The 24,346-nt window shown below is 58.9% G+C and carries 21 protein-coding genes and 1 pseudogene; 9 read left to right on the top strand and 13 right to left on the bottom strand.

Annotated elements, in window-relative coordinates; all coding sequences use genetic code 11:
* Positions 1-34: 34 nt before the first annotated feature.
* From N181_RS15030 to N181_RS15025, 3 genes are all read right to left on the bottom strand, one after another.
* Complete coding sequence (locus N181_RS15030; protein ID WP_060563517.1) at positions 35-535, bottom strand: hypothetical protein; 501 nt, start codon at positions 533-535, stop codon at positions 35-37.
* A 112-nt stretch (positions 536-647) separates the two neighbouring features.
* Positions 648-809, bottom strand: coding sequence for a hypothetical protein (locus tag N181_RS33165; protein WP_153451948.1), 162 nt, complete (start codon positions 807-809; stop codon positions 648-650).
* Positions 810-869: 60 nt separating this feature from the next.
* Positions 870-2,120 (bottom strand): MBL fold metallo-hydrolase, encoded by a 1,251-nt coding sequence (locus tag N181_RS15025; RefSeq protein WP_060563515.1) that lies wholly within the window; start codon positions 2,118-2,120, stop codon positions 870-872.
* A gap of 189 nt (positions 2,121-2,309) precedes the next feature.
* Here N181_RS15025 and N181_RS15020 point away from each other — a divergent pair, with 189 nt between their 5' ends.
* Complete coding sequence (locus N181_RS15020; protein ID WP_174839370.1) at positions 2,310-3,281, top strand: hypothetical protein; 972 nt, start codon at positions 2,310-2,312, stop codon at positions 3,279-3,281.
* Entirely contained in the window at positions 3,271-3,882 is a 612-nt protein-coding gene (locus tag N181_RS33160; RefSeq protein ID WP_060563513.1) for a hypothetical protein, read from the top strand. Before N181_RS15020 ends, N181_RS33160 begins: the two co-directional genes overlap by 11 nt.
* Here N181_RS33160 and N181_RS33155 read toward each other — a convergent pair.
* The gene (locus tag N181_RS33155; protein WP_141322102.1) at positions 3,787-4,173 is read right to left on the bottom strand and encodes a DUF4334 domain-containing protein; all 387 of its coding nucleotides are present in this window, start codon (positions 4,171-4,173) and stop codon (positions 3,787-3,789) included. The genes N181_RS33160 and N181_RS33155 overlap by 96 nt on opposite strands.
* Before the next feature lie 256 nt (positions 4,174-4,429).
* On the opposite strand from N181_RS33155, the gene N181_RS15010 reads away from it, so the two are divergent.
* On the top strand, positions 4,430-4,723 hold the full coding sequence (locus N181_RS15010) for a hypothetical protein (protein ID WP_141322104.1): 294 nt from the start codon (positions 4,430-4,432) through the stop codon (positions 4,721-4,723).
* A 569-nt stretch (positions 4,724-5,292) separates the two neighbouring features.
* Positions 5,293-5,579: pseudogene (locus N181_RS15000) on the top strand (HU family DNA-binding protein).
* Between the two features lie 432 nt (positions 5,580-6,011).
* Here N181_RS15000 and N181_RS14990 read toward each other — a convergent pair.
* The 6 genes from N181_RS14990 to N181_RS14965 all read right to left on the bottom strand — a co-directional run bounded on the left by N181_RS14990 (position 6,012) and on the right by N181_RS14965 (position 13,127).
* Positions 6,012-7,004 (bottom strand): hypothetical protein, encoded by a 993-nt coding sequence (locus N181_RS14990; RefSeq protein WP_060563507.1) that lies wholly within the window; start codon positions 7,002-7,004, stop codon positions 6,012-6,014.
* A 575-nt stretch (positions 7,005-7,579) separates the two neighbouring features.
* Positions 7,580-8,650, bottom strand: a complete 1,071-nt coding sequence (locus tag N181_RS14985; protein ID WP_060563505.1) for an OmpA family protein — start codon at positions 8,648-8,650, stop codon at positions 7,580-7,582.
* The gene (locus N181_RS34055) at positions 8,647-10,164 is read right to left on the bottom strand and encodes a coiled-coil domain-containing protein (protein WP_060563533.1); all 1,518 of its coding nucleotides are present in this window, start codon (positions 10,162-10,164) and stop codon (positions 8,647-8,649) included. The genes N181_RS14985 and N181_RS34055 overlap by 4 nt, the downstream gene beginning before the upstream one ends.
* Positions 10,164-10,931 (bottom strand): hypothetical protein, encoded by a 768-nt coding sequence (locus N181_RS14975; RefSeq protein ID WP_141322116.1) that lies wholly within the window; start codon positions 10,929-10,931, stop codon positions 10,164-10,166. The genes N181_RS34055 and N181_RS14975 overlap by 1 nt, the downstream gene beginning before the upstream one ends.
* Positions 10,932-10,959: 28 nt before the next feature.
* Entirely contained in the window at positions 10,960-12,291 is a 1,332-nt protein-coding gene (locus tag N181_RS14970) for a hypothetical protein (protein ID WP_234885877.1), read from the bottom strand.
* Between the two features lie 170 nt (positions 12,292-12,461).
* Positions 12,462-13,127, bottom strand: coding sequence for a thermonuclease family protein (locus N181_RS14965; protein WP_060563497.1), 666 nt, complete (start codon positions 13,125-13,127; stop codon positions 12,462-12,464).
* A 729-nt stretch (positions 13,128-13,856) separates the two neighbouring features.
* Here N181_RS14965 and N181_RS33145 point away from each other — a divergent pair.
* On the top strand, positions 13,857-14,048 hold the full coding sequence (locus N181_RS33145; protein WP_153451951.1) for a hypothetical protein: 192 nt from the start codon (positions 13,857-13,859) through the stop codon (positions 14,046-14,048).
* Positions 14,049-14,183: 135 nt separating this feature from the next.
* Here the strand turns inward: N181_RS33145 and N181_RS14955 are convergent, their stop codons facing one another.
* From N181_RS14955 to N181_RS14945, 3 genes are all read right to left on the bottom strand, one after another.
* Positions 14,184-14,429, bottom strand: a complete 246-nt coding sequence (locus N181_RS14955) for a hypothetical protein (RefSeq protein WP_060563493.1) — start codon at positions 14,427-14,429, stop codon at positions 14,184-14,186.
* 473 nt (positions 14,430-14,902) lie between these two features.
* A complete protein-coding gene (locus N181_RS14950; RefSeq protein ID WP_060563491.1) occupies positions 14,903-15,388 on the bottom strand; it encodes a hypothetical protein in 486 nt (161 codons plus the stop codon).
* 320 nt (positions 15,389-15,708) lie between these two features.
* Complete coding sequence (locus N181_RS14945; protein WP_060563489.1) at positions 15,709-16,683, bottom strand: helix-turn-helix transcriptional regulator; 975 nt, start codon at positions 16,681-16,683, stop codon at positions 15,709-15,711.
* A gap of 154 nt (positions 16,684-16,837) precedes the next feature.
* Here N181_RS14945 and N181_RS14940 point away from each other — a divergent pair, with 154 nt between their 5' ends.
* The 4 genes from N181_RS14940 (at position 16,838) to N181_RS14925 (ending at position 24,337) form a co-directional block, all read left to right on the top strand.
* The gene (locus tag N181_RS14940; protein ID WP_245290983.1) at positions 16,838-17,104 is read left to right on the top strand and encodes a hypothetical protein; all 267 of its coding nucleotides are present in this window, start codon (positions 16,838-16,840) and stop codon (positions 17,102-17,104) included.
* Between the two features lie 158 nt (positions 17,105-17,262).
* Positions 17,263-20,541: a TM0106 family RecB-like putative nuclease gene (locus N181_RS14935; protein ID WP_060563485.1), complete on the top strand. Its 3,279-nt coding sequence runs from the start codon at positions 17,263-17,265 to the stop codon at positions 20,539-20,541.
* Positions 20,538-23,018 (top strand): AAA family ATPase, encoded by a 2,481-nt coding sequence (locus tag N181_RS14930; protein ID WP_060563483.1) that lies wholly within the window; start codon positions 20,538-20,540, stop codon positions 23,016-23,018. The genes N181_RS14935 and N181_RS14930 overlap by 4 nt, the downstream gene beginning before the upstream one ends.
* Positions 23,018-24,337 carry an McrC family protein gene (locus N181_RS14925; RefSeq protein ID WP_060563481.1) on the top strand — a complete coding sequence of 440 codons (1,320 nt, stop codon included), beginning with the start codon at positions 23,018-23,020 and terminating at the stop codon, positions 24,335-24,337. The genes N181_RS14930 and N181_RS14925 overlap by 1 nt, the downstream gene beginning before the upstream one ends.
* Positions 24,338-24,346 lie beyond the last annotated feature (9 nt).

Below are 24,346 nucleotides of genomic sequence, written 5' to 3'. Positions count from 1 at the left end.
TGCAAATGGCTGCCCGAATAACGACTTTTGGGGATCAGGGTTCGATCGATGCCCAGTCTCCGATCAGGGTCCAATTTCCGGGAGGTGGCGAAATATGGGCGGTTCCAGAATGGCGGGTGCCTTGTTCCGTGGTGGCGATCACGGTGTACGAAATGAAGAAATCCCCGGCGAGCTTGAGATTGTAGGCGTCCAGAAAGGTGCCCGTACCATCCTCGACAATTCCCAATGCGCGCACATGCGGCAGGGTGTCTTCGTGTGCTTCGTCGAAATCGATGAAACCGGCGTCGGAAGCAAAAACGCCGCTCAACCGTCTCCCCGTCGCATTCACCAGATAAACGGGAATTGTCTGGTTTATCCGCTGCTCTCCGAAGAAGAGGGCAACGCCGGCGGCCGGTGCGTTTAGGATGATGGTTTCCGGCCATCTGTATTTTTCGATCTGGTGGCTCCGCCAGTTCGATTGCAGAACGGGCAAGTCTAGCTGCGATGAAGGCTTCGATATGCCTTCCACTTCGCGGGGATGCACAATGGCTTTCATGGGGCCTCTGTCGTGAACTCAGGGGCGCGGCCCCTTCGATGGAAGATGGTCGCCCCCCTTATTCATTTCAGGCCTTCGAAAATTGCGCCCCGCCGCGAAGAAACTGCCGCTGTTACCGAAGTGCCACAGACTGGCGCGTCGGATTGCCGATGGCGCGTACGCGCCCCCCGAGCTGGCTTTCCAGCTTTTCCAGATGTTTGCGCCACACCGGATCGTCACGCTGGGCCTTGTCGAAGCCGAAGACGAGGATTGCCCGTACTCGGAGATGCGGCAAGCTTCTCCAAGGCATCCAGAAAGTCGGCACCGAGGGTTCGATGTGCGGTAACGGCGTCCATCATGCGCCAATCTCCCACCAGTTGCCGTCTTCCTTCCGGGTGACACGAGCCCCGAAATAATCCGGGAAACGGTCCGGTTCGAATGTGTGGATGGGAACCAGCATCTTCGGGGCGATGGCAGCCGCCAGTCGCTTCAAGTCGCCGATGCTGGCGTGTCCTGATGTGTGGGCATTTTCGAGCGGGATACCGCGTGCGGCGAACGCCTCGGAGATTTTGATGCCCTTGTCTTGACGCAGATAGCCTTCCCATTGCGACCAGACGGCAACCGCCCCCGTCAGGCAATCGGCCCGGTCGAGGTCGCCGAGCATCGCAGGCCGGAAGAGGAGCGCAGCCCTCCCAGCGAGTGCCTTGAGATCAGCGGGGAAGATGCGGTTCGACTTGTGCGGTTCCAGCAGATCGAAGCGTTCATCTTGCTTGATACGAACGCGCTGGTAATGCGGCAAATAGACGGCGACATTCGGCCAGTCCGATTGCGGAATGTTGGCATTGCCCGTCGCCCGCAGGATTTCCGCGGCATAGAGGTCGATAATCAGAGTCCGCCCGCTGCGTTTGCAGGCCCGATAGAGGCTGACCATCCGATCGATGTTCTGCGCCGATGCCGCGACCAGCGCCATGCCGTCGGTGCGCTGGAAAATATCGAACAGCTTGTCTTCGATCTCGGCTTCGGTGGGAAACCGTTGGTCGGCATCGAGTCGTCCGAGCGTCGAGCCCTCCATTAACAATACGTCGATATCGCGCGGCGGCTTGGCGATCAGCCGCTCGAACAGCGCACCTTTACGGCCGTGCGCCCGGAAGTCTCCTGAATAGAAGAGCCGTTTCCCTCCGGCTTCCACCTCCAGCGCATAAGCATCATATGCGGAGTGATCGACCAAATGCGGGATCACGGTGAAAGGGCCGAAAGTCAGGGGATTTCCGCTAAAAAACTCGATTGCCTGATGGGGAACATAGGGTTTCGGGAGGAATGGCTGCGCGGCCTTCATGATTCGGTGCGTCGCCGCTCCGAGGGCAACCGGAAGAGCGGGACTGGCCAGATGCGCCAATCCCCAATGATCCAAATGACCGTGGGACAGAACCAAGGCCAGCAGGTCGCTTCCGCCCTGCAAACCTTCGACCTGCGGATGGAGCTTTACATCGTCGGGATCGCCATTAAGCGGCAAGCCCAGGTCGAGCAGAATCCGCGCACCCTGCGCTTCCAATTCGATGCAGCTTCCGCCGATCTCCTTGGTTCCCCGATGTATTCTGACCCGCATTGCCCCTCCAAGATGCCGAAGCATCAACCATAGCGGGCACCATAGACACTCTCACGTGGCTATTGCCAGTGGTTTCTTAGGGGACTTACCTGCTGACCTCAATCGATGAAAACCGTCAGGCGCTCGTTGCATGAAATATACCCCTGTCGCGGGTGAAACGGGGCATTTCGCAAGAGAAGCTGACCGCTGATGCTGGCGTTGATCGCCCCTAACTTAGCGCGCTACAGCGGCAGACGGAAAATCGGAGAGTGGGCGCTCGTGGCGGAATTGCTTATGGTGCCAGATGAAGGCGCACCACCGCCGCAGCGGCTGAGAAGCGGAAGAAAAGCAAGCGCCGGCGAAGGGCGTGAACTAATCGATCTCATCACCCGAAACTTTTTTATCTTCGTATGCTTCGATTGGCCCGCTCAAGGGATTCTTGCGCTTCCATGTTTTACGGAGGAAATAATGGCTCACTTTTGGCGCGGCGATTTTTACGGGCAAAGCGACAACGTCTTGGGCGGTGCGCGGCTTATGGTGCTCGGCGAAGCCCATTACCATCACAGCGCTCCAATCGGCTCGGACATCCCGGAGATGACAAAGGATGTCGTAAATGCTTACGTTGAGGGACGGCTTGGCGCGAATGCCCAGTTTTTTAGGCGGGTGGAAAGGCTCGTCACGAAACGCCTAATTAGCGGGCTGACTCGTGATCAATCAGCCGCATTTTGGCATTCGGTGATTTTCAGCAATTACATTCCGGTTATTGCGGGAAACAAACCCGGCGACCGTCCGCCGGAGGGCCTGTGGAATGGGGCTGCTCCCCACGATTTCATCGAGAATGTTAAAAGGACCGAGGCCGAAATTGTCCTGGTATGCGGAACCGAGTTGTGGCGTCGCAAGCCGGTCCATAAGGCGATTTCTACGGCGTATAAGGCTGGCGGTCGTCATTACGAAGCGCATGAAATCAACTGGAGCCCGGAGTGGGGTGCCGTCGCCGCCCATATACCGCATCCGTCAGGTTCGCGGGGATGGTCCTATAAAAGATGTGTGCCGGTCGTTGATTATCTCTTCAACGTTCTGAACGAACGGCGGCTTGCCAAGGGTTTGCAGGCTCTGGTCGTTCATCCGGTGTTCGCATTTGCCAACGGTCAGTCGTCGCAGGAGTCTGCCGATGCAGTCTGACGTTTCCACCGCTGACTTGCACATGAACTTCGCGGAACTCTCGCGGCTTTACGAACTGCTGGATGAATATAGCCGAACCCTCACTGATCCGACCAATCGGCCGCTTAATGTCGTGATATTCGAGGCATTCCACCAGTGGGAAGTGCAGCAGATGAAAAAAATGGGCCAGTTTCGCTTTCCAGGCTTAAACCTGCCAACCGAAGAGATTGAATGGGTCTGGCTGAAATCAGGAATGTGGGTTGATTACCTGGATGAGGACGGCCGCCCTTGCGAGGAGTTCGGTCTTTACGGCTATGATGACAGCGAAGGTAACTTCGTCTTCGAGCCCGAGGTTCGGCCAATCCCCGATTATATCCAAAGCCTAGATGAAGCGTTGGACCTTAAAGGTAAGCTTTCGTTTGCGAAATTGCGCATTGTTGAGCTCGACGGAGATTTCCTCACGTTGTGGAGGGCGATACTCCTTGCCAAGGACGGCAACACTCTCGAGGACGAAGCCGCCACCCCATCAGTAGCTGTGCTGAAGGCGCTGCTGAAAGCACTGATCCAAAGCCCTGAAGAACTGAATAGGCCGAAGTTTGGTCCCTCCTATCGAGGCGGATGACGCGTTTGTCGTTATGGCCGGCGTAGAAGCTCCCCTGCCCGCAGAAGGCAGGGGCTGCCACATGTTGTTCTCGTATCGGATTTCCGGCTGACGACACCGGATGCGACGATGAAGCATGACCCCCACCGAATTGTCAGCGAGACAGCGAGACACCGAGGGGCTAGGCACCTTGACCTGATCGCGCTGGAAGAAGAAGTGCCCGTCAAATCCCTGCATGCTCACGACCCCTATCAATCTGTCGGTGTCGATCTTTCTGAAATGATCAGTAACAGGCTTACTGTCATAGACCATTGCCGCGTGACCTCGCTGCGGAAACGCAACATTCGCAACGAAGCGACTGGACCGCTCCGCACCCCCATCTTTCTGGCACAGAAATTTCGGTGTGTATGGTCATCTACAACCATTCCGATCGAGTTGACATCGGCCACTCGCGAAGGAAGCTAGCGGAACAAATTGATTGGGGTAATCGGTGCTTCGCAGTTCAACGATTGATCAATACTACGACACAGTCTGGTGCATCGCCGCGTCTCGATACGTGGGTGAGTATATGATTGGCTATACGCGGAGGCCGCTCAAAGACCGGCTCGCTGAATACAGCAAGATGCACGGGTACCAGTATATGGTCATCCTCCCGAATGGCCTTACGCTTGATAGCGCCATGCAGCTTGAGAAAATGCTGCAAGAGAGAATTAAGCAGGACCGCAAGCATACGCTCTTCAAAAAATACTGCCCATACCGCAGGGAGCAACGCTACTTTCCAAGTCAGGGTCCAGTCAGCGCCGCGCCGCACGACCCCGTTCACTCCGTGTACATGGCATGGTGGGACGCCAACTCGGAATGACTAGTCAAAATGCGGCCGACTCGCAAGTAAGAGCCCAGCCGCGTGATCTAAGATGAGTTGTTTCCTGCTTCCGTCCATCTGGCTCGACGTGAAAGCACTGGGACGTGGCCGATCTATTTGGTCGTCAAATAGTCTAGTTCTTCTTTCTCTTCGATTTGTTCGTGGCGATACTTCCGACCGTGGCGGCCTTAACTTTAACCATCTTCACGCCACCCTTTGTTTTGACCTTCCTCGTATGTGCCTTTTTAACGACTTTAGCGTTTAAGAATCCCATCCTATGCCCCCATGTTTGCAACCTAAGAGTGGCATTCGCGTTATAGATGTCAAGAGGCACAGAAAGCACGCCTACGACCATTCGCCCGCAGATGCTCGATCAGATGGGAGAACAGATTCCTAAGCGGCTTCGGTACACTCAACCCGCGTCCGCAATTGGCACCCCGTCGCCCGATCCGACACCCCTGAGAATGGATCTTGACAGGCAGGACGATTCGAAAGCACTTGTGGAAATCCTATTCTTTAAGACCTTGGGACATGTCGGCCCGGTGACAAAGGGTTTCAAACTGACAAGTATCTCGGTTGTCACTACAACCAACGATATTGCAGACAAGATCGCGGCCGATCACAGCCTGACCAAGACGCAGGGCAAGCGATCGTCGAGGCCGTCTTTGCCGCCATCACTGCGGCCGCGACTTCCGGTGCCGAGACATCGATTCCGGGCTTCGGTAAGTTCAAGGTCAAGGACACGCCGGAGCGAGAGGCACGCAATCCGGCGATGGGCGCCACAATCAAGGTCGCCGCCGCGAAGAAGCTGACCTTCGCGCCGGCAAAGACACTCAAGGACGCACTGAATAAGTAATTCGGTCGGAGAAGCCTTGCCTTTTCAAGGCTTCTCCGAGAACGACGACGATCCCTCCGAGGGGCATCCGGTCAGGTATCGCCCCCACCATGAGGCTGGATTCGATCTGATTGTTTTTGCTGACGAGTTCGAGATCCCACAGCAGCGGCCGCTGGATCCGTCGCAGCCAGATTTCCTGGACTCAGCTCCTGCGCGGAACCATAAGTCCAAACTCCAGCTAGAGACTTGCCCGTCGGCCCATGTGGAAGGGGTGCCTGGATTGGCGAGGTAGGTGCGTCAGGCCCAAAAGCGAACCGTCGACGACACATGGCAACACCTCGGCAGCCTCGTCTTCACAATCCACCGCGGCGAATGCAGCAACTACTTCGCCAACGCCGCATAGGCGTCCGTCAAAACCTGAAACGCTCTAAACACCGGTTGCGCTATTCGCTGCTAGCTATCTTCTAAGCGATCAAGGGAAGCGATCGAGGTCAAAGGCCACGTGAAATCGAACCGCCCCTCATAGAAGGTAAGCCTCATCCACTCGAGATCTTCCTCCCATTGGGAGATGGCAACCGCCAGAGCTGCGGGATCTCGACCCTTCGCGCTCTTAGCGAGGTTCGCAATCGTATTGGCCATCAGCCTCAGTCGACGCCCGCTGCCATTGAAGCCCCAAGTCGAAGACGGAAGTTGCTCTTCTGTGGGACCATCGATTAAGGAGCCGTCGAAGATTCCTGCAAGCATCCGCCGTCTCGATAGTGTTGATCCTCCTCGTGTGCGGCCGACATGGTAACCGATGCTTGCCAGAACGCCCTCAGTCGATCGCTGCTCGCGGGATCCCCCTGCGCTGGCGGTGCTGGCGGTAGTCGGCCACCTGAAGCTCTCGTCCGGCGATACGGTCGAAGCTACCGCTCCTCGCCTTTTCCTCTCGGCCCCGATTTCATCTAGCACGCGGATCGAGGCCGCCTTCATGTGCGGGTCCGACTCCTCGGAGGCGATACGGTGTGCATTGACCCACACTGTATAGAGCCGCGAGAGCGGCATGTCTGGAAGGGACTGAATCGTCTTATCCGCCGCACGCTTAGCCTTCTGCCTAAGCATCTCATCCTTGCTCAAAGCGGGCGCTGGCGGCGAAGGTGGGGCCTGAGGTTCAGACGCCTCGATCAGCGGCACATCTGCTGGAGAAAAACCCTTCGGTGGTGGGTCAATGTCCAGATTATCGACATCGAACTCGGCACGGCCTTCGAAGTATTCACGACCTTGATCGGTCAGCGTGATAGGCGTCTTTCTGACTCTCCAAACCAAGCCGTTGTTTATAAGATAAGACATCGCAGCGGTGTATCGGCTCATAAAGCGCTGGTTCGTCCCTGCAACGAGTGCAATTTCGATCTCGTCGGCTTCATATCCGAATGGAGCTGCCGTGATTATCTGGAGATCACGGTCCATCGGTTCGTATTTCCCGATAAAGTCGATTAGCACTGGCAGCAATTCGGCAGTTCGAGGAAGGGGTGGCAAATCCTTTCTACGTCGCGGCATGGAATGTGACCTCCCGAGGTGGTCCGGCACACGAATAGCCCTTACAGGAGAGCTCCGGCAAGCTGGCACAAGATTGCTTCACAACACAAGTGTCGGGTGCGCACGAACGAGGATGATGCCGAACGGGCGCTGCCGTCGGGCTAGGCCGCAGCGAGTCTGATTAGCCCCTCGGCGAATTGTGTTTGAAGCCGGATTGGCATTCTACCGGTCTGGTCGTGGTCGGAGGCGGCGAAGAAACCTCGTGACGCCTCGTAGGCATGGCCGAGCCAGACACTACGCTAGCGGCACAGCGGCCCGTTTGAAGGTTGTTCGAACCGATGACAGGATCTCCTCAGGTCAGGGCTTCGCCAATCGGTCCGCTGCCAAGCCGCGTCCATACCGGTGTCGCGATCTTGGTTCCCGGATTCAAGCATGTCGTCGAGGCACCAATCATGAACCTGACGGGATCAGAACTGGGATAAGTGTATAAGCGCGGCAAGCGCCCGCTAATTTGCTGCCGACGGCGAGGCGTCCCGCCTTCTGATGCGGATCTCGATGCGTCGCCGCGTTTCCACGTCTCCGGCCTGACCCCTCGTGAGCGTGTCGCCCGGCAGCACTAGCTGTGCGGCCGACAGCGGTAAGATCGTAACGCCCCCCAAGGCCTTATTGGCCCGAAGCACATTCGCAACCGAAATAGCTCTGGCAAGCCCGAGGCCGGAGTTGTCGGCAGGGATGAGTGCCGAGATCGGCTTCTTTCCCGCAACGACGTCTGTCGACATCTCGTCCATGTTCGAAACAGGACGTGAAATCGGCTGCTCGTCTGTGTGGCCTATGACCTCGATGATGTCGGCATCGTAGTTCTTGAGATTGTCGGCGATCTGGATTGGGATTGGCCCCTTAAGCTTGGATGCGAACCTCTCCGTCAGTTCAGCGCTTCCCGATCTGAAGTAGTTGTTGTTGGCCTCACTCAGGGTAATAATCGGCGGCCATTCGTGGGGCTTCCTCCCCTTCGGCACCTTCGCGAGCTCCCCCTCCGCCTTTGCGGCCCGATCCAGGGCCATGGCTAATGCTGCCTTCAGCCGCTTCTGCTCCTCGAGGGCAGCAGGCAGCGCCTTGTCAGCCGCGGCCATCGCCGCGACACGGTCCCTGAGCTTCTCGGGATCCCTGACGTCCAGCAGACGCTCCTGCAGCACCTCGACGCTCTTGAGAAGTTCATCGATGCTGTCTTTGCCGATGCCCCGCTTCTCGAGTTTTCTGACCGTGTCGCGGGCCAGGACAAGCTCGCGCCATTCATCGTCTATCATGCGCTTGTCCACGAGTGAGAGGTGGCTGCCCAATGCGGTCACCTTGGCCTCGAGATCATCGATCTCGCGGGCCTTCTCCGCGAGATCGCCCCGGAGCTGCTCGGCTTGCTCGATCGCCTGCCCTGCCTTCATCCGCTCGCTGACTATCATGGCGCCTGTGACGAGGAGCAGACAGAAAACAAGCAGGAGCATGGATTCCGCCATCGTGAACCCAAGGATGAGGCCGCGGCTATAGCCTTTATGCTCCAGATTGGCCGCGGTATCCGTGCTCATCGGCTCCACCAGGCCTTTTTCGGCTTATCCTCGCCGTCGCCATTCACGACCGGATGGGCGACGTTGGCCAAAGTGCTGGCTTCCGGAGTGCCCGGCGTGTTCTCCGATTGCTGATGACCATTGATACGTATCTCTGGCGGCTGGTTGGACAGCCTGCCCGCAACGAGATCCATCACCTGAGCCGTCTTATCAGCGGCTGTAGCGGACTTCTCCAGTGAAGCCGTGAGGTCGTCAATGCGTTTGGAGTAGCCATCGGAGACGGCCGACAGCTTGTCGGCCACGAGCTTGCTGCCGTCAGTGCTCGCCTTCACGGCATCCATCAGTTGACCAATCCTGTCGGAATTTTTCGAATGAACGTCGGTGGCCTCTTTGGTGGCTGCAAGCGTTTCATCGATCCTCTTCGTGAGCGCCGCCGTTGACTCCGTTGAGTCGACAGTCGCAGCCGCGACTTGCTCGAGCCGCTTGAGCATCTCGCCCAGAGCCTCAGCCGACTTGTTAGCGGTCGAATTGGCTTCATCCAACCTGCTTGCCAGGGCTGCGATGCTGGCATTCGTCTGCTTGAAGGGAGATATGGCGGCTAGAACGCGCTTCGCGGTTTCCCTCGTGCCAGCCGCGTTCTCGTTGATGGCCTTGCCCTGATCCTCGATGAGCGTCTGGAGTGCGGCAACGACCGGGTTGACGTCTATCTTGAGGACTTCATCGGGCGAGCGCGCCGAGGCATACTTCTCGATCACTCCATCCATCGCCAAGGCGAGCCTGTCAGCACGATCGCCGACCTGCCCGACCGAAGCGTTGAGCTTCTCGCTCATTTCCGCCACCGTCTGCGCATTGCGACGCGAAATTTCTTCTATGTGCTGGTGAGAGGCTTCTAGGATAGAGGCCAGTCTCTCGGAGGCCGCCTGGATGGTCAGCGTCGCCTGCAGCGACATGGCTTCGATGGCCGCACGGACAGCTTCGCCGTTCCGCTCCGCCTGGCGTGCGATCTCCTCGAACCCTTCCGAGAGCATCTGGTTGCTCGTCCGACGGTAGTCCGAGAACTCCATGGCCGAGGAGTCGAGTTCGGTCCTCACCCGCCGGGTCATCTCCGCCAGCTCGTGCCGGACCGCGCGCTCGATGTCCGCTGGATCGCGGCGCATCTGGTTGAAGAGTATCCGGAGTCCTATCCCGCCCATCGTTGAGATGATGGCGATGCCGAAGTTCCGCACGATTTCGTCGGTCGAGCCGCCGTTGAACTGGTAAAGTGAGACGCCGAGGCTCGTGAGCGTGAAGAGGAAACCCATGTAGTACAGGTTGTCGCCTGCCTGCTCGTTATGCAGCCTCAGTCCTGCTGCCGCGAAAGAGATTATGAAGTACAGGCACATCATGCCCAGCGGGATCATGGTGACCGTGGCGAGGTCCAAGCCATGTAGCTTGCCGAACCAGATCGTCAGGCACCCGCAGACGGTCATCACTATAAATACGATTGTCGGACCATGGACGCGCACGAACTGGCGAATGTCGAAACGTGCTTTCATCATTCGACTCCCGCCATACGCTCGTAGCCGATGAACTCACCGCCGTTTCCATCGACCCACCGCGTCCAAAATTCTGGCAGATCAGAAAGTGGCTTCGCCGTCTCTCTTTGGAAGACGAGAAGCTTCACGCCGATACCGTCAAGTGGCGTTCTGAACCTTGCCCGCGCTACGCTATTCTCGAACGCCTCGTAGTCCGCCCCAGACTTGTAGATGGAGAAACTGTCAGTGTGCTCGATCATGTCCGAAGCCACGTACAGGGTCTTGTTCTTGCCGTTTGCTTTCGGATCCGAGAAGCTCTCGATGACGATCCGCTGGACGCCAGCCATGATCGGCGAACTGTTGGCTTCGCCCGCTTCCCCGATGTGTTCTGCGATCTGTTTCAGCGGCTCCTCGAAAGCCTTCTTCCATCGTTCCTGGATCTTCTTCGGGTTCGTGGTCCAGGGATCTGCCGTTTCGCCGTCGCCCGGGTTGCAGCCTCTGAAGGTGCGCGCCAGCTTCCCCTCCTCTCCCGAAAGGGCGTAGACCTCGATCAGACCACCCGTTTCGACACCCGCTACGGCTTTCTGGAACTGCCGCTTGAGGTCGATCTTTGTGATTTCCTTGATCGGGTCGGTGACATCGAGGAGGACGGCGGTCACGGACGATGGTCCTTCCACCGGACAGTGGTCGCTGTCCAGCTTTGCGACCTTGTCCGCCTTCCACCAGAGCATGGCATAAGCGCCGACGGCCGAGACAATGAAAAGGGAGAGAACAACGATCCCAAACACTGCCAACCCGGAAGAGGAACCATGTGTCTTACGCCTGGGCCTTGCCATTGATCGTCTCCGGGAAAAGGGTGTCGAGCTGATGGTACGCATCGACGGCCATGGCGAATTCCTGGCCAATCTGTCGCATCTGTTCCTGGATATCCGCCTGGGCCGACTTGATGCCCTCGGCCAGATCCTGATCGCTCCAGTCCTCTCCAGTATTCGGCACGGCTTTGCGCCGTTCCATCATATACTGGGACGAGAAGTGTATCGGCTCCGGTTCCGTCCTCGTCTCCCGATTCGCCTCCCGGTACATCGTCAACAGCTTCCGAGCGGCGCTCTCCAGGTGGTTCTGATGTTCCGTGAAGAGATTGGCGATGCGGGTGCGGCTATCGATGATGGCAGCAGCTTCCCTACGCCGTTTCACGAGATCCCTGATGACCGTTTCCAATTTTAGATTGTGATCGTCGCGGATGCCCTGAAGCGTCTCGATCAGGTGGTTCTTGTGGTCGACGTAGCTCTTCCTTGCTGTGGCGTAGCGGAAATACACTCCAGCGTATCCGGGATACGGATCGCGGATGAGAAGCGCCTCGACCAGCGCCACTGTGGAGAAGACAAGTCCGGTGGCGAACAGTATCCAGGAGTCCATATCATCCATGGTGAACGGTGCATTCCGGAGCCGCCCCATCACGAGGGCGCCGACCTGCGTGAAGGTGTCCCCCGATGCCTCCCGGTAGTGGGCCATGACGAAGTTCAGACCAACCGCGACGAACAGCCATCCGCACACGCCCAGATACCCGACGAGGTTCCAGCCTCGTCGTCGATGGACCACGTTCGGAATGACGTACAACGCGAGCACGACAGTCGCCGCGACGTTCACGAATGCAAAGCCGAAGGCGACGCCGATGCCCCCAATCAGGCCCTGCTCGTTGCCTTCCGAGAGATAGATGCCGTTGACCACCGTTTCGATGATCAGGACTGCGGCGATCACCAGCCACTTGACGGCAGTGGAAATCGGACTCTTGATCCTGGCTACCCGTTTCAGTTCGTTGGCCTCCCTGAAGTCGGCCAGCTCTTCATCGGCCTCCTTCAGGCTCTTCCGAAGGCCGAACAGTTCGTCACGCCCGCTGGCCACTTCCGCTTTGAAATCCGTAAGACTCGATATGTTGGCTTGCCGGATCAGCCCAAAATGCGCGTTGAAGTCGAGGTTGCGCAGACGCGTCGCAAACCTGTGGAAATTATCCTCCAGTATCTGGTAGGACTCGTGGCGTTCGTTCTCGATATGCTCGATAACCGCCTGCTCCACATCGTCCGGAGCCTGCGACGCCTGGACGGGCCTGTTGTCCTTGCCATTTTCGGCCCCCTTGCGCGGGAGTTCCATGGTCTTTGCAAGCTTGTCGGGATCGAGCGGCGGGAAAGGATCCGTCGTAACACGGAAGTCGTGGTTGGATTCGCGAACGCTCTCGAAGAGACGGTTCAAAGCTTCAAAACGAGGTGCCATGTGGTCCGGTGCCGTTCATGTGGGGTTTCCAAACCTGGATTGCATTCGGGTCACCTGCCCCATGCGGGGGCGCGCCAGCCCGCGGCTACCGCATCCGCCTCGGAACAGAACCATCTCTCGCCCCGGCTGGGGTCGATCCTGGTCTTCGGATAGTCCTTCGACCAAGGAACGTGATAGATCTTGACGTTCTTACGGCTGATGTTTCCCTTGATGGGACAGCTTCCGTCCGGAACGCTCTGGACTGCTGCCTGCCAGTGGGCCTCGCGGTAGTCCCATGCCGTCTGGGTCGGGGCCTGCCAGATGCCGATCCCTCGCGAACGTGCGGCATCCTCCAACGGCACGTAGTCGGCCGTATACTTCCGGAATGCCCACGCCAGTCCGACCTCAACCATAGTAGCGTTGATCTCACGGCCGTCAGCCACGCAGACGGAGATCAGGCGGCCATAGCCATCGCTGCCGCGCGAGTCGCACGTGACGTGCTTGCCTGAGACTAGCTCTTCGATCTTTTCGATGGCTGCCCGGCCACATGACCAATCCAGCCCATCGCTGCCGCTGCAGGCTTGCCCGGCTTCCGGCGCATCGATGCCGTGGAGACGGTGGCGGAATCCGTCGACGTCGAGCGTATCCCCGTCGATGACGTGAACCGCGAAACCTGCCCGGGAACTGGCAGAAGAAAGAACGAGCACGATCGCCAGAAACGCAATAACTAGCTTCAAAAATAGGCCCCCGAATTCAGGGTTAAATTAATGCAACTTAAATTAGAGAACAATGACCCGTTAACTAAAATTTAACATAATGGTAAACAAGCAAGTGCGCTTCGCCACGTCTTTTGATTGATCCCCCATAACGCTTCGCCAGCGGCGCTCTCCGGCTCTATTGACATGCTGTATCGCTCGACGGATCGCCGCTGTCACCGTGGCGCTGCCAAGCAGAATTTGTCCCCCTAGCGGATCTCTCCAAGCTTGCGAGAAGATCTGAGATCAAACAGTAGGCTGCCCGATGAGCCTTTCGCCCTTTATCAGCGGCAATCAGCGGCAATCAGCGGCATGAGGTGGCGCGAAAGGTCGGGTTTGCCAGCCCTTTTTCGTTATAACCGCCTCGCTCTCCTCAACGAAGCTGCCACGAAACGCATCGCGGGTTCGATTTCCTCCACATCGTGCAGCCGTATTTCCTTATCATGCTGCCAGCCATTCGTCTTGGCATACTCAATGTGCCTAAGCATATGGAACGGGTCAGGAATCCCGCAATCAAACACTCGAACGAGCACACATTTTTTCTGGACTTTCACCTCTGCGAAGATCCGGCCGTAATGATAGCCGATGCGTTGCGCGGGTGTAGCACGTTCCTTCACTCTTCTATCTAGGTTCAGTATTCGCCCCCTGATGCTTAACAATACGGGGCGAATATGGGGTTCGGCATAGGCTATGTGGTCTTCTATTAGTCCCATGGCACTCAAACTCCAATTGTTGGCGTTACCGCTACCACCTGTTAGTGTCGCATTGGCGATCCTCGACCGCTCGGCGCACGGCGTCCTCGCGACCACGTTCGTACTTCTCCATGTAGAAGCGGATCAGAGGTTGTCGGCGACCTTCGTCCATGACAGCGAAAATGTTTCTGAATTGCCGCTCGACGGCTGATTTGCCTGTCGACGGTCCGCTGCGGCCACTGAGCCTCGATTCGACTAGATACACCAGCAATCCAACGAGGATCCAACAAGGAGGCTAAAACCGTTCCCGGGTCGGGGACGTCACTCAGCAAAGCCATGGACTACCTCAATCGCGAACAAAGCGCACTTTGTCTTGGCCAGCCAAGAGGACGCTTCGATAGCCCGCCTTGTGCGCAGCCTTATTCCCGTGCCGGGAATGTTCAGGTTTGTTGGAATTCGCCCAGAACGGCGGGCGCCTGTCACTCTTCGGCAACGCAGCGCCGATGAGAACTTCGGCCTCCTTGAACGTCAAGGCGATCATGGAGAGACCCGATTTAGCCAGCCGGTAAGTGAGCCCCTCATATTTCGACATCTGTCCCTCCGTGGTTTGTTCTCAGAATGTCCGAGAACGCAAATAAAGCAAATACCCCGTTGGGGTGGCGTCCCTAATCCTTGACCGTTTGCTGTGAGACGATTAATCCCCCGCGCGTAGGGGACGGCATGGCGATGACCCTCGATGACGACATTGAAGCGGCTCTCGCTGTAGCCTGCGAAGAATTGGAGATGACGCGCGAAGAGATGATTCGGGGGCTTGGATTCCGGAGGGCTTGAACTACGCGCAACCGACGCCGCGTGATGCAATCGACACGGATCGACGGTTAAGACATGGTCCTATCGCCGTTGGCAATGGATGTAGTGGCAATGGCTGCAGGAAGGCCGGGTTTGCCCCGGCCTTTTTGGTGCCCAATAAGCCCCCGCAGCGCTTCGCAGCGAACAGGCAGCGCGGAGGTAAAGAACTGGGGCATATCCGAACGAGGCGTTGCCGGGATTATGTGGCGACTGAAGTTAGGCGAGCAACCATATCTCAACAGCGCTTTGTCCGGCGTGGGTCAAGCGATAACTGAAACTTCCGCCGGAGCGAATCCTTTCTGCCAGAACCTCGATCGCCTTTTGCTTTCCTGACAAGTCCGAGAGGTCAACCTTCTGCTTGACCTGCCACGACAGGTCGCGGATCGCCGCGGGAGTTCTTCGGGCTGCCTCTTCCTGGCTGATCTTCACTCTTTGCGCGACCCCTTCGACCATGGCGGGATAAGCAACCCACTCTTGTTCGGGCGCTTCGAACAATACCTTGAGGACCGCCGTCTTGACTCCATCATTATCGGGATAGGACAGCGCCTCCACCAGTCTCTTCACCAGCCCGGTTGCGACACTCTGCCCCTGAATATCGCCGTTCAGCGAAAAGGGCAGGCCTGCTCTATACGCTTCGACTGCCTTCCGCGCGACGTCGGCTTCATCGATACTGTTGAGGAACACCGCAACAGGAATGTTCATTTGCCATCTCCTTAGCGATGCAGACGCGTGCTCGTGTGTTGCTTACTGGATAAGCGGTCACCAAGGAACTGTCAAGCGTGCTTAAGCGATGCTAGGGTCTCCACACATGCGGAACTCCTCGGCAATCCAACTGGGAGGCACCGCTAACCCAGCCAAGTCGCCGGGTCATCAATACGCAATACGGAAGGCGGCGGAAGAAACCGCGCTGTGCGTGTGTTTTCCAGGCGCCGGGAGATGCTCCCTGCTGCGTCGATGGAGCCTCGCCACGGTTTTTGCTCGCAGCCCCGGCAGCGAATCGGCTAGCCCGCATCCAAAACTGCTCACGGCATCGCAGCGAAATCGGAGCGGCGGTGGCCTTCAACCATTTTCCGGAGGGCCTCGGGTGCGAGTATCTCGACCTTGTCGCCCCATTGGTAGAGGTGCCAGGTCATTTCCACCCAGCCTGCCGCGTGAAAGCGTACAATCAAACTGCCGTCGTCTTGCAGCTCAAGTGTCTGGTGGGGGTGGAACCGGAACCCCGCCGCCCGTTCTGCTGCCTCGGGGACAAAACGCCAGATCACCTCACCATACTGCGCGGGGTCCTGCCAGACGCCAAAGGATTGGGCAGCATAATCCGCGATCGTAAACCCATCTTGCAGCGCGAAGCTCTCGTTGAGAGTCTCTGCCTCGTGGATCAAGTCGATGCGGAAGTTGCGCACTTCATCGGCCTTGGCGGCGTCACGGGCGGCGAGGTAGGTTCGATGGCCCAGCAGTACGCCATGCGGCTCAAGAATGCGTAGTGCCTGGTCCCTGTTGTAGCGCACGCGCAGGCGGAATGGCCCGCGGAGCGCCTCGATGATCGCATCGAGGACCATTGGAACCAGACTAACCCGGGGTCCCGGGCGGGTGACCTGCCCCATGGCGGTCAGGACAGCTTCGGCGTCCGCTTCGACCCGTGCCCGTGTGGGCACTCGCGCAAGCAGCCCATCACGCAGATCGGCCAACGCACGGGCGTGGCGCAACCTTCCTTCGGCTTCGGCTCCACGCACGGCGATTTCCAGTGCTTCTACCCCTGTCTCATGCCTCAGTTGCAGTCTGTCAAGTCCCGGATCGACCAGACGCCAGCGGCGCTTGCGGTCCTCGTCGTCGTTGGCCGAAACATTGCCGAAGGTCTCCTGTAGCGCATCGGTCATGCGCTGTGCCGTCCGATGGGACACACCGAATTCGGCGCAGATCTCTTCCAGGCTGATCCCGCCGCGTCGTGCCGCCGCCAGTTGGGCAAGGCGGATCAGATCCTGTGCCTTGGAAAAGGACATATGCCTCGCAACCTGTCAGAGTTTGTCACCCACGGAAGCTACACCACCATTGTGTGCTGTCGAGCCGATTCCTTGTGTCGTTATTAGCTGAATGACGCGTTGAAAGTACTGATAGGCACACCCGAACAATGAGAGGAAATCTATGAACGGACATGTGATCAGGATCGAACGGGTTTCCCCGCGCAAAGGCGCGGTGGAGGAACCAGAACTCACCACGAGGGGATACAGGCTGGGCGATCCTGCGCATGGCAGACGGAAGCATCACGCCGAGCACGCAGTCTATGTCAAGTCGCTGGACGATGCTGCTGTGCTGATCGGCAAGGGCTTTTCGCTGTGGATGGTAGCGGAGGGCAAGCGCGCATCGCTGATTGCGCCGTCGAGCCTGCGAATCGTACGGAGCGACAAGAGCGAGGCTCACTGAATGGTTTCCCGTGATCTTTCGGACTGAGCGATACCGCCAACCATCCGGCGCAATGCCGTATCCGACAGATATTGACACCCACGCGGATTATTGAAGAAGCTGCGACCCAATGAGACGATTCTGCCTTGGGTTGCGCTCATCTGGGATTGCAGGAGCCCATGCGGAAGTTTCGGGACAAAATCCTCTTTTCGGCGACCGACCTGATGCGTTTCATGGGATGTGACCATGCGACAACGCTGGAACTGATGCGGCTGAGGGGCGAAGGCCCCGAGCCGGGCGAGGACAGCGAGGATACTGTTCTCTTGCAGAAGCAGGGCGATGCTCATGAAGCGGCGCATCTTCAGCGGCTGAAGGCGAGCGGCAAGGGCGTCGTCGAGATCTCACGCAGTGATCTGGCCCGCGACGCCACACTGACCCACAAAGCCCTCGCCGACGGGGTCGACGTGGTGTTCCAGGGGGCGTTCCTTTCGGGCAACTGGGGCGGCTGGTCGGATTTCCTGGAGCGGGTCGAGCGTCCGTCAGCCATTGGCCCTTTCAGTTACGAGGTGGTCGACACCAAGCTGAAGCGCCGCCCGCATCCCAAGCACGTTCTGCAACTGGTTCTTTACTCCGACCTACTGACCGAAATTCAGGGCGTGGCGCCCGAATTCGCACATGTCGAACTCGGCACAGGCGAGCGCGCGACACTGAGGCTCACTGACTACGCTCACTACGCGCGGGCGGCGCGGGTCCGGCTCGAGGCCTTCGTGGCCGAGCCGCCTCCAACGCGCCCCATCCCTCGCGCCGATTGTGGCCTGTGCCGCTGGGCATCGCATTGCGAAAGCGTCTGGCAGGCCGAGGACAGCCTGTTTAACGTCGCCAACATCAGCCGCGGTCAGGTGAAGAAGCTCGAGGCGGCCGGGATCAGCACGATGGCGGTGCTGGCCGACCTCAACCGCCCTGTCCGCGGCATGGCGGAAAACACCCGCCTGCGCCTCGTCACCCAAGCGCGACTGCAACACGCCCGCAAGACGGGGGAGCCTGCCTTTGAGCTGCGCGCGCCCGAGCCCGGCAAGGGCTTCGGCCTGCTACCCGAGCCGCGCCCCGGCGATATCTTCTATGACATCGAGGGCGACCCACACTACGAGGGCGGCCTCGAATACCTCCACGGTGTCTGGTGCGACGGAGAATTCCGTGCGTTTTGGGCCCATGATCACAACGCCGAGGCGCGAGCGCTGTCCGATCTCCTCGCCTTCTTCCGGGCGCGGCTCGAGACTTATCCCGACGCGCGGATCTATCATTATGCCGCCTACGAGATCACCGCGCTTCGGCGGCTAACCACGAAATACGGGATCGGTGAGGCTTTCCTCGACCGCTTGCTGCGCGAGCGGCGCTTCGTCGACCTCTTCGCCGTCGTGCGCGGCGGGCTGATCGGATCCGAGGCCAACTATTCGATCAAGTCGATGGAGGCCTTCTACGGCCGCAAGCGCGAGGGTGAGGTCAAGACCGCGGGCGGTTCGGTCGTGGCCTATGAACGCTGGCGTGAGACGGGCGACCAGCACATCCTCGATGAGATCGAAGATTACAACCGCATTGATTGCATCTCGACAGAGGAACTGCGGGACTGGCTCGTTGGCATCCGGCCGGTAGGACCGTGGCCCGTGCTGGGCCAGGATGCAGGCTTCAAGGAGGCCGAGGAAGATGCGGAAACGCAGGCCCTGCGCGCGACCCTTACCACCTCCGGACTGGCCATGGATCGGCAGGAGATGCTGTTCAACCTCGGTCTTTTCCACAGGCGTGAGGTTAAGCCCGCGCAATGGGCAGTGTTCGACAGCGTCGGCAAGGATGAGGAGGACCTGATCGACGACCTGGACGCGCTGGCCGGACTCGAGGCCATTGGCCCCGCGAAACCTGTCAAGCGATCTTTCGCGCGCAGCTACCGTTTTCCGCCACAGGAAACCAAGCTGCGGCTTGGCAAGAAGGCGACCGTGCCGGTATTCGACGGACCGCCCGCGAGCGTCAGTATCGAGGTGCTAGACCGGAAGGCGCGGGAGATCACGGTGAAGGCCGGGCCGGGCAAGGATCATCTGCTGACCGACCGGCTGACGTTGCACCCGGATTGGCCGCTGGATACCGCCGTGATAGCGAGCGCCTTGCGCGACGTCATCGCCGACCAGTGCGGCCCGCGCGTCTACCGGGCTGTCGGCGACCTCCTATCACGCGCGGCCCCGCGACTAACCACCGGCCCCAGCGCTGACTTGCTCGGTGGCGCCGATCCGGTCGTCGGCACGGTGGCGGCCGTGGGTGCGATGGACGGAACCGTGCTGCCGATCCAGGGGCCACCCGGAACCGGTAAGACCTATGTAACCGCGCGAGCAATCCTGTCGCTGGTACGGCGCGGCGCGCGGGTCGGGGTGGCTTCTAACAGTCACGAGGCCATCCGCAATGTGTTGATGGGCTGCCTGAGCGCGCTCGAAGACGAGGATCTCCCGGTCATTCTTGATCTGGTCCACAAAGTCTCGGGCAGCGATGACGGCTACCAAGACGATTGCCCCATCCGCCGCACCACCGACAACGGCGAGGCGGCAGGTGGCGGACACGTGGTGGGCGGCACCGCTTTCTTTTTCGCCCGGGACGAGAATGTGCAGGCCTTCGACTGGCTCTTCCTGGATGAGGCCGGACAGGTCGGCCTTGCCAACATGGCCGCTATGGGACGGGCCGCGCGCAACATCGTGCTGGTGGGCGATCCCCGCCAGTTGCCGCAGGTCATTCAGGGCGCACATCCCGAGCCCGCTGACCTGTCCTGCCTCGAGTGGATGCTGGGCGACCACGCAACCGTGCCACCCGACCGGGGCATCTTTCTTCCCGTATCGCGCCGGATGCACCCGGATGTGTGCCGCTTCATCTCGGATCAGGTATATGAAGGGCGGCTGACCAACCATGCCGACACTGCACGGCAAGCCTTGACCGAGACGTCGTTCCCGGAGGCGGGGGCGTTCTGGGTGCCCGTGCCGCATGAGGGTAATGTGCAAATCTCTCCCGAAGAGGTCGCCGCCATCCAGACTGCAACCGACGATCTGCTCAAGGGTTCTTGGACGGACAAGGACGGCACCTGCCGCCCGATGCGCCAATCCGACATTGTCGTCGTTGCGCCCTACAACGCGCAAGTGAACGCCCTGCGCGATGCGCTGCGCGATGGCATTCGGGTCGGCACAGTGGACAAGTTCCAGGGACAAGAAGCGCCGGTCTGTCTCGTGTCGATGACCGCGTCTTCGATCGAGGAAACATCGCGCGGGATGGAATTTCTGTTCTCGCTGAACCGCATCAACGTGGCGGTCTCGCGCGCCAAGGGACTGGCGCTAGTCTTCGGCGCCCCGCGGTTGCGCGAGGCGAAATGCGACACGGTTGAGCAGATGCGGCTGGTGAATACGCTACATGCGTTGAGGAACATACAATGAGTAAGCTTACAGATACGCGTCGCCTTGTCTTTTATGACGCCGAAGGCGCGCCCTATCGCCCGGTCAGAGACGGTGGCAGTGGTCGATCGGTTTTCAAGATCAAGCCCAAGGGCGCGAGCAACCGCGCGGCAGATGCCATTCACACTGAGGAATGGCTTGAAGTTGCACGAGCCATGTTGATTGACGACCTTGCCGCTCGCTGCCAGGCGTTCGCTGGAGGGCAAGTGAACTACTTAAAGTTCGGTGCCGAGAAGCTTGTCCGCTACGAACTTGATCCAGAGCTCGCGGAGGCTTTGGGCATTCCAACGCACGGAACAGCGGGTGATGTCGCCGGTATCATCTCGCGTCATGCAGTCGAACGGGCGATGGATGCTTTTGACCAGTATCGCCTGAAGGGCGAAGGCGGAGGCATCTTCAGCCAATTTGGAAACCCGCGGGACTACTGGGTTCGATCCACGCGCGAACGCGAAGACCGCATATATCCGACCAAACCGCTCGTCGGCTACATCCTAAAGAAAACCGAACTGAATGGTGGTTGGGGCCAGAAAGCTGATGCGGCCGCGCAACTTCACAATGCGGGTCTCATCATCGTGGATAGTAGTGACAAACCTGTTTCGCCGCCCGAACACTACGATCACCTCATGCGCGGCGCCGACCGCATCAGGTTGTGCGCTCTGAACTACTACATCGAACCAGCCCGGGAACGAGGCGCGCCCAATGTTTCCATACGCGCCGGCGATCTCGCCGCAGCCATGGGGCTGCAGGATGCCTTTCCAAACATCTGCCAGGCGCTCGGTGGCGAGAAGTTTCAGCAGTTGGCCGGGGTGTCAGCTCCAACCTATACGGAGCCGAACCCCAGCAGCTCGACGATTTTCACCTACATACTTGGATCGCAAGCGGAGGCTGGCACCGTGGAAGAAGCAACAACGACATCAATGCCTTCGGTAACCAATCTGATCCTCTATGGACCACCAGGAACGGGTAAAACCTACGAGACAGCATGGGAGGCGGTTCGGCTTTGTCTGGGCGAGCAGGCCGCGGCCGCGCTCCAGGGTAATGAGAAGCGTGAGGCTTTGATGGCCGAGTACAGGCGCCTGGTGAGCGAGGAACGAATAGAATTCGTGACCTTCCACCAATCCATGTCCTACGAGGAATTCGTCGAAGGCCTGCGGCCGAGCACGGGCGACGATACCGGTGAAGGGCCGGAGGAAATCGACGTCGGCACAGGCTTCCGCCTGAAACCCCACGATGGTGTTTTCAAACGCGTAAGCGAGCGCGCCAGACTTGATCGAAGGCCTAGCGACACGTCGGGGCGACTGGACCGATCCGGCCGCGTGTTCAAGGTCGCACTCGGAAATCGGCAGGTCGAGGATGAACGTAAGAGGATCCGCTTTGGTCTGGACCACAATCTAATCCATGTCGGTTGGGGTGGAGACATCGACTGGTCAGACGAGCGCTTCGACGACTTCAAGGAGATCTTCTCAGAATGGCGGTCGAAGAAGGATCCTGAGGCAACCGGGCACGATGGGAACGTCGTGATCACGTTCTCGTTCAGATCAGACATGCAGGTGGGCGACTATGTGGTCGTTTCCGATGGTCGAGACCGGGTTCAGGCATTTGGCAGAGTGAGCGGCGAATATTACTACGATGCAGGCGCCTCGTTTCATCCGCACCGCCGTCTCGTGGAGTGGCTTTGGCGCGACGATGCCGGGACTGATCGCAGCCGGTTCTACCCGACCCCCTTCAGACGTCATGCCGTCTACAAGCTTAACCAGTCACTGATCGACTGGGACACCTTGGAAGCAATCGTTTTCGGTGATGGGGCACCTCGAGAAAGCGAGTCTGCGCGAGACCACGTCCTCATTATCGACGAGATCAATCGGGCAAATATATCGAAGGTCTTTGGCGAGCTGATCACGCTTCTGGAGCCTGATAAGCGGCTCGGGAAGCAGAATGAAATACGCGTGGTGTTGCCCTATTCGAAGAAACCGTTCGGCGTGCCGGCAAACCTCCACATCATCGGCACGATGAACACCGCAGACCGGTCGATTGCGCTGCTCGATACAGCGCTGCGCCGCCGTTTCGCATTCCGCGAGTTAATGCCCGACCCGTCAGTCCTCTCGACGAATGTGGGCGGGATCAACCTGCAGAAGCTCCTCACCACGATCAACGATCGCATCGAGTATATCTTCGACCGCGAGCATCAGATCGGGCACGCCTATTTCACCGGCTGCAAAACCCGCGACGATGTCGAAGAGATAATGCGTCACAAGATCATCCCGCTGCTGGCCGAGTATTTTTACGAGGACTGGTCCAAGGTTGCGGCCGTTCTCGGTGACACGGGACAAGGCCAGCCGCGCTTTCTCGAGGCACGGCGACTTGCCGCGCCTGCGGGCATCGCCGAGGATGATTTCGCCGGCGAAAAGCTGCGTTGGCGCGTGAACGGTCAGTTCGATTTCTCGGAGTTTGCGTCCTGATGCCATCCTACACCCTTCGCGAGTGGGAGGCGCTGCCCCATGGCGATGGGGAAGGCTCCATTGCGCCGGAACTTGCTGCTCGGCTGGTTGCGCTGGCCAAGACTTCGACTTTCGCTGGCCGCGGCGGTACCGGAGTACTAGAGGATAGACGGCACGAACTGCGGGCCCGCGGCGTGGTCGGTGTACTTACGGCGCAGGGCTGCAGTCTCGAGATCCTTCCAAAAATCGACGTCACACCGGACGCGGATCCCGAGCGCGAGAAAGCGGTCATTCGCAAGCGCCTTGTCCATATGCTCGCGGTGGCACTCAATCTGAAGATCGAGACAGGACGCATCACGGAACTTGACTGGCAGCGCGAAACGCTTCTCGAAATCCTGATCCGAATCTTTTGCGATAAGCTGACTGAGGCGGTCCGTCGCGGCATGCCACGTCGTTACGTCGGCCAAGAGGATGACCTGACAGCCCTGCGCGGCACGCTGGATCTTCCGCGTCAGTTCACGTGCCACGCGGCGAACCCCGGGCGTCTTGCCTGTCGCTTCGATGAGCTGTCGGAAGACATCGCGCTTAACCGCATCATGAAAGCGGCCGTCGGGCACCTGTCCAAAATGTCGCGCAGCGCAGCCAACCTGCAGCGTCTTCGTGAACTGGCGTTCGTTTATGCCGATATTGCGGAGGTACCGACACCGGCCCTGAACTGGGGGCAGGTTGTCATCGACCGGACAAACCGCGCGTGGCAGGAACTGTTCGGGATGGCACAACTGTTTCTTCGGAACCGGCACCAAACAACCAGTAGCGGTTCGGGGAAAGGTACCGCGTTGCTGTTCGAGATGAACGCGCTTTTCGAAGAGTATGTCGGCCGACTGGTTACGCGCGCCCTGGCCGGGACCGACTTCCAGGTGACGCTGCAAGGGGGGCGTCTTTTTTGCTTAACCTCCCTCGAGGACCAAAGCGCTGTGTTCCAGACTAAGCCCGATATCCTGATCTGTCGCGACCGACAGGTGGCTCATGTCATCGACACAAAATGGAAGCGGATATCCGCTCGGATCGATGATCCGAAGCAAGGCGTTTCCCAGTCAGATGTTTACCAGATGATGGCTTACGCCCACCTTTACAAAGCACCTCGGCTGACGCTGCTTTACCCTCATCACGAGGCACTCGGCGACGCCGAGGGGGTCCATGCGCGGTTTCATATATCAGGCCAGGAGACGCTACTTGAAACCGCAAGCGTTGATGTGAGCAATGGAAAGGATCTTGTCGTTCGTCTTAGAAAAGCGCTCTTTCCCGACACCCTGGAGAGCTTATCGCTCGTCAGTGAGTAGAGCTGCTTT

This window comes from Sinorhizobium fredii USDA 205 (assembly GCF_001461695.1).
GTDB classification, from domain to species: Bacteria; Pseudomonadota; Alphaproteobacteria; order Rhizobiales; family Rhizobiaceae; genus Sinorhizobium; species Sinorhizobium fredii.
The sequence above is the reverse complement of the archived record's forward strand: the minus strand, read 5'-3'. Positions and strand labels throughout refer to the sequence as shown.